We start from the raw sequence: 13,977 nt of genomic DNA, 5'->3' as shown, positions 1-13,977 counted from the left end.
GTGCCCCCCCCACATCCCCACCGCAAGGAGCCGACCTTGCCTGAAGTGCCCCTCCCCAGAACAGCAGTGCAGAATCGGGGCTGCCGAGTTCCTCACTCCCCCGCCGCCGTCACGGCAGCCGTCCACAGCTTCCGCTCACCCGCGCGCCTGGTCCTCGATGCTTCTTCCGGAAGTACAGGAGTACTCCTTGCCGAGCAGGAGACCGGCGGCCTCCAGGTGATCGGCTCGCTCCCGGCCCTCTACCCCGAATGGCTGGGCGATCGCTCATTCACCGCCGCGCACGGCACGCGGTTCGCCTACGTGGCCGGCGAGATGGCGAACGGGATCTCCTCGGTTCCGTTGGTGACGGCCATGTCAAGGGCCGGGTTCATGGCCTTCTTCGGTGCCGCAGGTTTGGCCTCAGACCGCGTGAGCAAAGCGGTGCAACAGCTCCGCACGGGATTGGGCGGTTCGCGCAACTGGGGCGTCAATCTCATTCACAACCCGATGGAACCCGGCGCCGAGGAAGCGATCGCAGACCTGCTGATCCGTAGCGAGGTGCCCTGCGTCTCGACGTCGGCGTTCATGGACCTCACGCCTTCCGTCGTGCGCTGCGCGGTGGCCGGCCTCCGCCTGGACGGCGCGGGACGCATCGTGCGCGGCAGGAGGATCTTCGCCAAGGTGTCCCGTCCGGAGACGGCGCGGCTGTTCATGTCGCCTCCGCCAGGTGATCTGCTCGAAGGACTATTGCGGTCAGCCCAGTTGACGGAAGACGAAGTGCGGCTGGCCGCGCGCATCCCGGTCGCCACCGATGTGACCGCGGAGGCGGACAGCGGAGGGCACACCGATAACCGGCCGCTGGTATCTCTGCTGCCGGTCCTTTCACAACTGCGCAACACCCTGGTGGCGGAGCACGGCTTCGAGGAACCCGTGCGGATCGGTGCGGCAGGCGGCCTAGGCACCCCCCAGAGTCTGGCCGCGGCCTTCGCCATGGGCGCCGCCTACGTGGTCGTCGGTTCGGTGAACCAGGGGTGCGTCGAGTCGGCACTGTCGGCCAGGGGCAAATCCATGCTGGCCGGTGCCGATCTGGCGGACGTGACCATGGCCCCGGCCGCGGACATGTTCGAGCTCGGGATCAACGTGCAGGTGCTGCGGCGCGGATCCCTGTTCCCCGGGCGGGCCCGCCAGCTGTACACCCTGTACGAAACCTACGGCGGGGTGGACGAACTTCCCCGTGACGTCCGCGAGCGCCTGGAGCAGCATGTGCTCGGTGCCTCGCTGGCAGAGGTGTGGCATCAGACGCGGGCTTTCTGGAACGAGCGTGACCCGCGCGAGGTGCGGCGAGCGGAGCAGGAACCCAAGCACCGGATGGCACTGATGTTCCGCTGGTATCTGGGCAACGCGAGCCGGTGGGCGATCGAGGGCACAACCGAGCGCGCGACGGACTTCCAGATCTGGTGCGGGCCGGCGATGGGAGCGTTCAACCGGTGGACGGCAGGCAGCTTCCTGGCGGATCCCGCTGAGCGCACGGTCGTCCAAGTCGCCCTGAATCTGATGGAGGGCGCGGCGGTCGTCACCCGTGCCCACCAGTTAGGCGCCTGTGGGCTGGCCGTGCCGACCGCCGCGTACTCCTGTAGCCCCCGCCGTCTCTCCCTGCCCGTCTGACGGTCGGTTTCCCGCCGAGGCCGGCGGTCGGCCCTGTCATTCATCCACCCGCGCTTCATGGCTTATGGGGAGTGTGCTCTGTGAAGTTCGCCATCGTCGGCATGAGTTCGCTGCTGCCCGGATCCGGCGATACCGACGGCTTCTGGGCCTCGGTGGTTGCCGGGCGGGACTGCATCCGCGACGTCCCGTCCACTCACTGGCTGGTCGATGACTACTTCGACCCGGATCCGGCCGCGCCGGACAAGACCTATGCTCGACGCGGTGGGTTCCTGGACCCGGTCTCCTTCGATCCCCTCGCCTTCGGCATCACACCCAATTCCCTTGAAGCCACCGACACTTCGCAGCTCCTGGCCCTGCTGGTGGCCGAGCGCGCCCTGCGGGACTACGGGCGGCTCGAGGAGCTGGGACGCGAGCGGGTGAGCGTCATCCTGGGCACGGCGGGCACCGAGCTGCTGGGCACCATGGCCGCTCGTATGCAGCGACCCGTCTGGCTGAAGGCGATGCACGAGTCCGGGTTGGAGGAGCAGCGGGCGCTCAAGCTCGCGGACCGGATTTCCGAGCACTACGTGCCCTGGCAGGAAGCCACCTTCCCCGGGTTGCTCGGCAATGTGGTCGCGGGGCGCATCGCGAACCGCTTCGACCTGCACGGAACGAACTGCACGACCGATGCGGCGTGCGCCAGTTCGCTGGCCGCGCTCTCCCTGGCACTCAACGAACTGGCACTGGGCCAGGCGGACCTGGTCCTCACCGGTGGCGTCGACACACTCAACGATCCCGTGATGTTCACCTGCTTCAGCAAGACACCGGCGCTGTCCCCCACCGGCGACTGCCGGCCCTTCTCGGCGGCGGCAGACGGAACGGTTCTCGGTGAGGGGCTGGTGATGCTCGCCGTGCGGCGCCTGGAGGACGCCGTACGCGACGGCGAGCGCATCTACGCGGTCATCGCCGGGCTGGGCACCTCGTCCGACGGACGCGACACCGCCGTCTACGCGCCTCATCCCGAGGGGCAGGCCAGGGCTCTGCGTCGCGCATACGAGCAGGTCGGCTTCGGCCCGGAGTCCGTGGATCTGGTCGAGGCGCACGGCACCGGTACACGGGCGGGGGACGCCGCCGAGTTCGCCGCCCTGCGTCAGGTCTTCGCCGAGGCCGGCGGCGAACGGTCCGGCTGGTGTGCGCTGGGCTCGGTGAAGTCGCAGATCGGGCACACGAAGTGCACCGCGGGCGTGGCGGGTCTGCTGAAGGCGGCGCTGGCCCTGCATCACAAGGTACTGCCGCCCACCATCAAGGTGGACGCCCCCAATCCGGCGCTGGCCGTTGAGGGAAGCCCGTTCTACCTGAACACGCGGGCACGGCCGTGGATCAAGCCCGTGGGGCAGCCTCGACGGGCCGGCGTCTCCAGTTTCGGGTTCGGGGGGAGCAACTTCCACGTGGTGCTGGAGGAGTACCTGCCTGCCGCCGGGGAGGGCAGGTCGGCCGAGACGCTGCGCGCGCTGCCCAGCACTTTGTTGGCCTTCAGCGGCTCCTCCCGGGATGAGCTGATCGCCCGGCTGGAGGAGGCCGCCCGCACCACGAATCCCGCGTCCGTAGTGGCGCTCGCCAGCTACCGGGCGTTCCGCTCCGTCGACCGCTGCCGGCTCGCCCTCGTGGCCGAGGAGGGACAGGAGTTGCAAGCGAGGCTGGCGGAGGCCGTGGCCACGGTGCGGGGCGCCGACAGGGGCGACGCAGCACCAGGCGTGTACCTCGCCGAGGGAGCGGCGGAGCCGGGTGAGGTGGCGCTGCTCTTCAGCGGGCAGGGCAGCCAGTACCCGGGTATGGGTGAGGCCCTGGCCGTGCACCATCCGGTCGCGCGCAAGGTGTGGGACCGGGCCAGCAGCGTGTTGCGGAAGGGCCGGCGCCTGGATCAGCTTGTTTTTCCCCCTCCGGTCCAGGACCGTTCCGACGCGGCGGCGCAGGAGGAAGCACTGCGGCGTACGGAATGGGCCCAGCCGGCTCTGGCCGCGGTGGGGTCGGCTGCGGCCGCTGTGCTGCTCGAGGCGGGGCTGCGGCCGGTTCGTCTCGCCGGTCACAGTTTTGGCGAGCTGACGGCATTGCACGTCGCCGGTGTGCTCTCGGCCGATGACCTGCTGCAAGTGGCCCGTCGGCGCGGCGAACTCATGCGAGACGCCTGTACCGACCCCGGGGCGATGCTGGCGGTGGCAGCCGGGGCCGAGGAACTCGCCGACCTGGTGGAGAGTACCGAGGGCACCCTGTGCGTCGCCAACCTCAACGGGCCTAAGCAAACCGTCCTCTCCGGTTGCCCGCAGGCGGTCTCCCACGCTGCCAGCCGGCTGAAGGAGCTCGGGGTCGGCTCGAGTCCGCTGCGTACCGCGGGCGCCTTCCACAGTCCGCTCATGGAGCCGGCGGTCAGGCCGCTGCGGGACGCCCTCGCCGGCGTGGACATCACCGCGGGCCGGCTGCCCGTGCACTCCAACATCGACGGCCTGCCGTTTCCCGACGACCCCGACCTGGTACGGGACCGGCTGGCCCATCAGCTGACCGAGCCGGTGCGATTCGGTGAAGTGGTCGAAGCCCTGTACGCGAGCGGCGTGCGGGTGTTCGTCGAGGTCGGGGCGGGCCGGGTGCTGACCTCGCTGATCGGAGACATCCTCACCGGCCGGGACCACCTGGCAGTGGCCACCGACGTCCGGGGAACCAACAGCGTCACCGCCCTGCAGCATGCGCTGGCGGCATTGGCCGTCCGTGGTGTGCCGCTCGACCTGGCCTCCCTGGAGGCCGGCAGGCGAGCAAGGGGAGCCACGGAGCCGCACTCCGAGCTCGCGGTGGAGATCAGCGGAACCAACCACAACAAGCGTTATCCCACCCCGGCAAGGAGCATTCCCGTGACCGAACCCCGACCCGTGTCCCCGACGGACTCCGATTCCTTCGTCGTCCCGGCCGCCCCCGCTCTGCCCACCGTCATGGACTTCACCGAGAGCACCCCTCCTGCGTCCACACCGGCGCCTTCGCCAAGCGCGATGGCCGATCCGCAGTGGCTGGCACTCGTGGCCGACGCGCAGCGGCACACCGCCGACGCCCACGCCACGTTCCAGCGGGCGATGGCCGAGAGCCATATCGCCTTCCTCAAGATTGCCGAAGCATCTCTGCGTGGCCCCTACACCCTGGCTGCGGACGCTCCGTCCACATCCGCAACTGCAGATCCGCCGCGCTTCGCTCCGCCTGCGCCTCCCCTGTCTGACGCACCGACCCCGCCGCCTTTGGCCCCTGCCGTCGGGGCCGCCGAGCCCGCCGCTCCACCCGTTGCCGTGCCCGCGCCCATCCCCACCCGACCCACCGCCCCGACATCGCCTGCGGCCGTGGGCGAGCGCATCGAGGACGTCCTGCTGGAGGCCGTATCGGAGAAGACCGGCTACCCCGTCGACATGCTCGCCTCCCGAATGGATCTGCAATTGGAAGCCGAACTGGGCATCGACTCCATCAAGCGGGTGGAGATCCTCGGCGCCGTCAAACGCCGCGTGCCGGGCTTTCCCGCTCTGGGGGGAGCCGAACTGGCCGGGCTGCGTACCGTCGGAGAGATCCTGGAGCACGTCCATCAGGCCGTCGGGGGGAACCGGGCGCGTGAGCACCGTGCGCCGGGCGCAGAGGAGGACGGCCATACCGATGGCGCCTCGCTCCCCCCGCCGGTGCGCATCGAGGAGATGGACCCCGTCGCCGTGCCCGTTCCCGCACCCGGAATCGCGCTCAAGGGGATCAGAGACGGCGAGCTCCTCATCATCGGCGGCAGCAGCGACCTGACACGAGAGATCGCGGCGCTGCTGGCCGAGGCCGGCGTACACGCCACAGCAGGGACCGAAGCCACGCCGCAGACCTCTGCGCTGCTCCACCTCGGCGGCCTGTCCGAGATCACCGCACTTGCCGACGGCGCTCGCATCCAACGGAACGCCTTCGCCCAGGCCCGCACCATGGCTGGGCGACTCACCACGGGCGCCGGGCTGTTCGTCACCGTCCAGGACACCGGAGGCACCTTCGGCCTGGACGCCGGCAGCAGCACGGGCCACGAACGCTGCTGGGCGGGCGGGCTGGCCGCCCTGCCCCGAACCCTTCGCTGGGAATGGCCGCAGGCTTGCGTGAAAGCGATCGACTGCGCCCAGGACGGACGCGAAGCGCGCGCGGTGGCTGAGGCGTTGGTGGCGGAACTCCTGTTCGGCGGCACCGCCGACGCAGGTCTCAAGGCCGACGGGACCCGCGTCGAGCCCCGTCTACGCCCAGCCGCTCCCGCACCGGCGGACGCAGACGTACTGGGCGAGGACCCGGTACTGGTGGTGACCGGAGGCGCCCGCGGCATCACCGCCGCCTGCCTGCAGTCCCTAATCCGTACCCGCCCCGCAAGGATCCTCCTGCTCGGCCGGACCGCTCTGACGCCCGAGCCGCCCGGGCTCGAAGACTGCGCTACCGGCGCCGAGCTACGACGCGCCCTCCTCGCCACGGCACCCGACTCCCCCGTCGCGGACATCACCCGCCGTTCGGCCGAGCTCCTCGCTCAGCGGGAGATCCGCGCGAGCGTGCGGTCCTTGGAGAGCTGCGGCGCCACCGTCGCGTATGCCGCGGCGGACATCACCAACGGCCAGGAGGTGCAGGACGCGGTCGCCGCCGTACGGGCCCGGTGGGGCCCGGTGACCGGTGTCGTGCACGGTGCCGGTGTGATCAGGGACCGCAGGATTGGCGACAAAAGGGACGCCGACTTCGACGAGGTCTTCGACACCAAGGTCACCGGACTGTGCAACGTCATGGACGCGGTCGGGGCGGACCCGCTGCGCCTGCTGTGTCTGTTCTCCTCCGGGACTGCCCTGTTCGGCCGACCAGGGCAGAGCGACTACGGCATGGCCAACGAAACATTGAACCATCTCGCGGCCGCCGCATACGCGCGGCGTCCGGACTGCACCGTCCGCAGCCTGGCCTGGGGCCCGTGGGACGGCGGCATGGTCGGCTCCGCGCAAGCCGCCCTCTTCAGCGAACTGGACTGTCCCCTCATCCCTCTGGAAGCCGGGGCACAGCGTTTCCTGGCCTCTCTGCGCCGCGCCGCGCCGACTGCCCGCACGGCCATCCTCGCCGACGGCAGCCTGGAGCCCCTGAGCGGGGCGACCCTGGACACCGTGGGGGAACTGCACGTCGACGCCTCCACACACCCTCAGTTCACCGACCATGCGATCACCGGCACACCGGTCGTCCCTCTGGCCTGGCTGATGGAGTGGTGCACCGCGCTCACCGCCCAGTGGGCCGGGCATCCCGAGCCCGTGGCACTGCATGACGTACGAGTCCTGCGCCGAATCGCCCTGGACGGCTTCCCGCAGGAAGCCCACCGGTTCGTCGTGCGCGCCATCCATCGCGGCGAACACCGGCGCCGTCACCTCTTCCTGGAGTCGGCGAACGGCACCGTGCACTGCACCGCCGAGGCTGGACCCGCCATCGGCGCGCAGCGGACGTGGGATGTTCCTCGCAGCCTGCCGCCCGCCGTCCGCAAGGGCCTGTACGACGGTCACACCCTGTTCCACGGGCCGGCCTTCCAGGCCATCCGCGAACTCGGAGGAGTGGGACCCACAGGTGCCTGGGCGAGGGTGGAGGGCACGGCGTCCCGCACCTGGCCGGGCCCCACCCCCCTCACGGACCCGCTGGCGGTCGACGCGGCGGTGCAGGTCGCCGTGTTGTGGGCCGAGCAGGCACTGAGGGCCGCCACCCTCCCGATGGGGATCCGTCAGGTACGGATGCACCTGCCCGGTCCCATGCCCGGCACCGCCCTGTGCGTGGTGGCGGCCGTGCACGCCGACGACACCTCCGCGGAATGCGACGTCGCCCTGCTCAGCGCAGACGGAGCACCTGCGGTGGAACTGCTGGGCCTCCAACTCGTCAGGCGCCCGGAAGGAGCAGCAAGTGGAGCGTGAACCAATCGCCGTCGTGGGCCGCGGCTGCGTCCTGCCCGGCGCCCTGGACCCCGCTCAGGCCTGGTCCCTCATCGAGCGCGCCGCATCCGCGCTCCGACCGGCGCCACCCGGCCACTGGGGACTGGACACCAATACGGTCGTGAGCCACCCACCGCACACAGCCGACCAGGTCCCCCATGACCGGGGCGGTTACGTCACCGGGTTCGCGGACGTGTTCTCCCCCGCAGGCTTCGCCGTTCCTCCAGCCGAACTGGACGGCCTCGACACGCCGTTGCTGTGGCTGCTGCACAGCGCCCGCCAGGCCCTCGGCGAAGCAGGCGCTCCCGGCGCGGACCGGCGCGGCGGCCTCATCCTGGGCAATCTCTCCTGCCCCACCGCCGGCATGGGCCAATGGGCCGAGCAGCACTGGCGCCAGCAGGCCGGCGGGGCCCTGAAGCCCCGCCCCGGAACAGGGGCAGATCCGCGCAACCGCTTCTCTTCCGCACTCCCCGCCCACCTGGCCGCCCGCGCTCTGGGCCTGGACGCAGGCGGCCTCGCCTTGGACGCCGCCTGCGCCTCCTCCCTGTACGCCATCAAGCTCGCCTGCGACCAACTGCACGACCGGCGCGCGGACCTCATGCTGGCAGGCGGTCTCAGCGGTGCCGACGGCCTTTTCCTCCACCTCGGTTTCCACGCCTTGTCCGCGCTGAGCCCCACCGGTCGCAGTCTTCCCTTCCACCGTGCGGCCGACGGGCTGCTGCCCGGCGAGGGCGCCGCCGTAGTGGCCTTGATGCGCCTGACCGACGCCGAACGGTCCGAGATCCCTGTCCTGGGTGTCATCCGCGGTATCGGCCTGTCCAACGACGGCGCCGACGGCGGGCCGCTGGCGCCCAGCGGCCAGGGCCAGGAAAGAGCCATGCGTGCCGCCTACCAGGTCGCCGAGCTCGCCCCACAGGAGGTCTCTCTCCTGGAATGCCATGCGACCGGCACGCCCGTGGGCGACGAGACGGAGCTGCACAGCTCCGCCCGCGTCTTCGCGGGCGCCCAGGACCTGGTCGTCGGCTCCGCCAAGGCGAACTTCGGACATCTGATGACCGCAGCCGGTGCGGCCGGACTGCTCAAGGTGCTGTCGGCCATGGAGCACGGCCTCCGGCCCGCCCTGCCGGAGGCCGACGCTCCCCTCTCAGCTCTGGCGGGCACCCCTTTCCGTCTGCCGACCGAGGCGGAGCCCTGGGAGGGCCCGCGTCGGGCCGCGGTCAGCGCTTTCGGCTTCGGCGGCAACAACGCCCACCTCATCGTGGAATCCCATGAGCAGTGGCATCGTTCGCAGTCCCGAGGACGCCACCTGCAGCCCGGGCCCCCACGGTCGGCGGCCCGCAGAAACGGTCCGCGGATCGCCGTCGTCGCCGTGGCCGTACACGCCGGAGGGGAAGGGACGACCGACGACTTCCTGGACGCCCTCATGACGGGCACTGCCCGGCACACGCCCCGCACGCAGGCCGTCGTCGACCTCGACGGGCTGCGGATCACGCCGAACGACCTGCACTGCGCCCACGGACAGCAGCCGCTGCTGCTGGCGGCCGTCCAGGAGGCAGTGCACGGTCTGACGCTGCCGGTTGAGCGCACGATGGCTCTGGTGGGTGCCGGCTGCGACCCCGACGGCGCCCGCTACGGTGCCCGCTGGCGCTCGCATCAGTGGCACGATGGCAGCGACCTCGCCTACGCGCGTGCCCTACGGGACGCCTGCGTCGGCCCGTTGACCGCGGCCGCTGTTCTGGGACGCCTGTCCAACATGGCGGCCAACCGGCTGAACAGCCAGTTCGGTTGGACCGGTCCCTCCTACACCGTCCACGCCGAGGAGGCCTCCGGGACCGAAGCGCTGCGCATCGGAGCCCGTGCGCTGGCGGCCGGGGAAGCCGACGCCGTCGTGGCCGCCGCGGTCGACCTCTCCCACAACCCGGTGCACAGCGACGCCCTGGCGGCGATGGGGCATGCCGCCACCCCCGGCGACGCCGCCGTCGTCCTGGTCCTCAAGCGGGAAGCGGACGCGACCCGGGACGGCGACCGCATCCTTGCCGTCCTGGACGACAGCCCCGAAAGCGACGCCGCCGAACCTGTTCTCGTCCTCGACAGCGACGGCGGCCTCGTCTCCGACCTGTTCGGCACCGCGCACGCCGCCCACGGCCTGCTGTGCACGGCGGCAGCCGTCCTCGCCCTGTACCACCGGGCCGTCCCCGGCCTCGGACGCCCCGCCACACCCCTCACCGGTGACGGCGTCGCCGAGGTCCGCGTGCACCCACTCGGCGGGATCCCTCACCACCTGCGCCTGCGAGCCGCCCACTGCGCGGGCTGGACGCGCAGGCCGGCGCCTTCGCTGCACACCTACTCGGGGGCCGACCGCGCCGAGGTCGGGCAGGCGGTGCGGCAGGGGCGCCAGAGCGATACCGGCCCCGCGCGGCTCGTGCTGCTGTGCGAGCGGCCCGAGGAACTGATCACCCGTGCGCAGCAGGCCGCGTCCTGGCTCGCAGACGGCGCCGTGACCCCCGCACCGGCCGACACCTTCTACGCCGACGCACCGCTGGGCGGAGAGGTCGCCTTCGTCTTCACCAACGGCTCCGCGGCGCAGCAGCCCATGCATCCTGCCCCGTTCCTCGCCTTGCCCGCGGCCGTGGACCACCTGCGCCACCTCTACGGCAGTCGCCTGCGCTCCACGACGGCCTGGATGTTCACCGAGCCGTCGGGAGAATCGGACGTGCTGACGCAGATGTCCGCGACAGCCTGCCTGGCCCATCTCCACACCCATCTCACCCGGAAGGTCCTTTCCCTGCATCCGTCGGCCGTGATCGGATACTCCTCCGGCGAAGCCACGTCCATGCTGGCGATGGGCGTCTGGCCCAACCGCCGGGCCTTCCTTACCGCGGTGGAGGACTCCGGCCTCTTCCGCACGGCACTGACCGGCCCGCTCACCGCCGTCCGCGCCGCCTGGGCGCACCAGGGCATCACCGGTGACAGCTGGAGCAGCCACCTCGTCCTGGTCTCCCGTGCGCAGGTCGAAAGCGCGCTGGCAGCAGAGAACGCCGCCCATTTGCTGTCGGTCAACGCACCCGGTGTCTGCGTCATCGGCGGCGAAAGCGGCGCCTGCGGACGGGTCCTGGCCCGCCTGCCCGGGGCGGTGCACACCCCTCTGGACTACGACCTCGCCGCGCACGCACCCGAACTGCACGGCGTACGCGACCTGTGGCGCACCGCCCACACCCACCCCGTGGCCGCCCCCACCGGCGTCCGCTTCTATTCCGGCGCCACCACCCATGCCTACTGGCCGACAACCCAGACGGTCGCGGACAGTGTCACCGAGCAGGCCATGGGCACCCTCGACTTCCCGCGAACCGTGGAACGGGCGTGGCAGGACGGTGTGCGGGTCTTCATCGAGCACGGGCCCGCGGCCCTGTGTACCGGGTGGATCCGCCGCACTCTGGAGGGCCACCCTCATCTCGCCGTCGCCCTCGACGACGGTGGCGATCCACGGCAGTTCTGGTCCGCGGCAGCCCAACTCGTGGCAGCCGGTGTGAGCGTGGACCACGAACGGCTCGCCCGGGCCACCGCCCCGTCCGTCGCGGCCCACCATCCGGTCCTGCCGCTACGCGTCGATGTCCGGGCCTCCCCCGTCGAACTCCCCCAGCCCCCCGCCCCACACCCGCGCGGCCCGCACCGGGCGCGGCCCGCACTCCCCGCCCCTCGGCACATACCCGTGCCGGATCAGGTACCGGCGCCGCGCCCGCCGTCCCGGCCCTACGCGGACACTCGTGACACCCTCACCGCCACCCACCAGTGCCACGTCACCGGATACGCGGCGGCACACCGTCAGTTCCTGCACACCATGCACTCACTGCGCAACCTCGCCCTGCCTCTCGACACGCCCGCGCAGCGACCCGGGCGCGCAGCAGCGCCCGCTCCCCTGCGCCCACCGGACAGCCTGCCGCGCGGACTTCGCACCCCCACAGGGCCGTCCTTCAGCCGCGCCGACCTCGAACGCCTGGCGGCGGGCCGTATCTCCGACCTGTTCGGTCCTCGCTTTGCACCCCAGGACGCCTACGCGGTGCAGACCCGCATGCCGCGGCCGCCCATGCTCCTCGCCGACCGTGTCCTGGGCCTGGACGCGGACCCCGGTGTCCTGGCAGCCGGCACCGTCTGGACGGCCACCGACGTGCGGACCGACAGCTGGTACCTCGATCCGGCCGGACGCATGCCGGCCGGCCTGATGATCGAAGCAGGGCAGGCCGACCTGCTCCTCATCAGCTGGATGGGCGCCGACCTCCTCAACCAGGGCGAGCGCGTCTACCGTCTGCTGGGCTGCACCACCACCTTTCACGGACCGTTGCCCACTCCAGGAGAGACCCTCACCTTCCAGATCGTCATCGACGGGCACGGCGAACACGACGGCGTGCGGCTGTTCTTCTTCCACTACGACTGCTGGTCGGGCACCGCACTCAAACTCAGCGTCCGCGACGGCCAGGCCGGCTTCTTCACTCCCGCCGAACTCGCCGCGACCGGTGGCATCCTGCAGGCACCCACCGCCGTCACCTCATCCACGCTTCCGTTCACCCCTCCCCCCAACCCGAGCACCGCCTGCGCCTTCACCGCCGCCGAGGTACACGCCTTTCGCGCCGGGCGACCGGCGGAGTGCTTCGGAGCGGACTGGGATGACACCCGCTGCCATGTGCGCACCCCACGCATCGGGGACGGCCGCCAGGCCCTCTTCGAACGCGTTGATGCCTTCGATCCGGCAGGTGGCCCCCACGGCCGGGGCTACCTGCGCGCCGCCACACCCATCCGTCCCGACGACTGGTTCTTCGCCGGACATTTCCTCAACGATCCCTGCATGCCCGGCACCCTGATGCTCGAAGGCTGCCTGCAGGCCATGGCCTTCCACCTTGCCGCCTGCGGTCTCACCCGGGGCCTGGACGGCGCACGGTTCGAACCCGTCCCCGGCAGCGCGATCCCGATGAAATGCCGCGGCCAGGTCACCCCCGACAGCCGAGAACTGCTCTACGAGGTCTTCGTCACCGGCCTTGGCGACGAGCGCTATCCCACCCTCACCGCAGACATCATGTGCACCGTCGACGGGGTAAAGGCCTTCCACGCCGAGGGCCTGGCCTTGCGCCTCGTGGCCGACTGGCCGCTCGCCCACTGGCGCCAGCTGGGCCCCGCCCGCGTGCAGGAAACCGGAACCCCTGTAGCTCTCGCCGACCTCGCAGGGCTGATCGGGCACCACGAGCAGCGGCCCGCCGCACAGGTCGACGGGCACACCTTCGATCACACCTCCCTGCTCTCCTCCGCCTGGGGCATGCCCTCCGACGCCTTCGGCTCCTTCTACCGCGTCTTCGACGGCGACCGGCGCAGCCCGCGCCTGCCGGGCCCGCCCTACCTCTTCATCAGCAGGATCCGGTCCGTGCGCGGCCCCATGGGCGGGATGGAAACCGGCAGCGAGGTCGTCGCCGAGTACGACCTGCCCGAACGGGTCTGGTTCCGGGAGCAGAACCCCGGCGGGGGTGTGCCGCTGGCCGCACTGATGGAAATGAGCCTGCAGCCCTGCGGCTGGCTCGCCAGCTACGCGGGCAGCGCACTGACCGGCGACCAGGATCTGCTGTTCCGCAACCTCGGCGGCACCGCCACCCTGCACCGGCCCATCGGCGCCGGGCCCCGGATTGTCACCACCCGGGCCACCCTCACCGATCTCAACCAGGACGGCGCCAGCGTCATCGCGTCCTTCGACATCGAGACCTCCGACGCCGAGGGCCCCCTGGCCGAACTCCACAGCTCCTTCGGGTTCTTCCCGCCCGAAGCCTTCGCCGAACAGACCGGCCTCGGCGCCACCGCTGCCGGCGACGGACCGGACGTTCCCTTCCCGGCTCAGCCCGCACCACCCGAGCGGGGCGAGGCAGCCTGCGGACAGCTCGCCGAACCCATGCTCCGCATGATCGACCGCATCACCGGCTACCTGCCCCACGGCGGCAGCGCGGGCCTGGGTCGCATCCGCGGCGAGAAGGCCGTCAGCCCCGACGACTGGTTCTTCAAGTCACACTTCTTCCACGACCCGGTCCAGCCCGGCTCTCTCGGGGTGGAAGCAATGAACCAGCTCGTCCGCCACCACCTCCTGCAGCAACACCCCACAACACGCCCGTCCTTCGACACCCCGCCCACACCGCTTCAGCCCTTCACCTGGACTTACCGCGGACAGGTGACTCCCGCTACCCGGCTGATCACCGTCGAAGCCGACATCACCGCCCGGACAGCCGACGAGCACGGAATGCACGCCGTCGCCGACGCCCGGCTGTGGGCCGACGGGCTGTGCATCTACCGCACTACCGGCCTCGCCGTACGCCTGCACACCCCACCGCACCGAACACCAGGAGCTTGA

At 71.2% G+C, this 13,977-nt stretch carries 3 protein-coding genes; all 3 read left to right on the top strand.

What is annotated here, in order from left to right; translation table 11 throughout:
* Positions 1-45 precede the first annotated feature (45 nt).
* The 3 genes from ACFYXE_RS08140 to ACFYXE_RS08130 all read left to right on the top strand — a co-directional run bounded on the left by ACFYXE_RS08140 (position 46) and on the right by ACFYXE_RS08130 (position 13,977).
* Entirely contained in the window at positions 46-1,644 is a 1,599-nt protein-coding gene (locus tag ACFYXE_RS08140) for a PfaD family polyunsaturated fatty acid/polyketide biosynthesis protein (RefSeq protein ID WP_389311375.1), read from the top strand.
* Positions 1,645-1,724: 80 nt separating this feature from the next.
* Positions 1,725-7,580 (top strand): SDR family NAD(P)-dependent oxidoreductase, encoded by a 5,856-nt coding sequence (locus tag ACFYXE_RS08135; RefSeq protein ID WP_389310208.1) that lies wholly within the window; start codon positions 1,725-1,727, stop codon positions 7,578-7,580.
* Entirely contained in the window at positions 7,570-13,977 is a 6,408-nt protein-coding gene (locus ACFYXE_RS08130; RefSeq protein ID WP_389310206.1) for a beta-ketoacyl synthase N-terminal-like domain-containing protein, read from the top strand. Before ACFYXE_RS08135 ends, ACFYXE_RS08130 begins: the two co-directional genes overlap by 11 nt.

The sequence above is a fragment of the Streptomyces sp. NPDC002564 genome (genome assembly GCF_042889645.1).
Taxonomy (GTDB): domain Bacteria; phylum Actinomycetota; class Actinomycetes; order Streptomycetales; family Streptomycetaceae; genus Streptomyces.
This window is presented reverse-complemented; position numbering and strand designations above follow the sequence as displayed.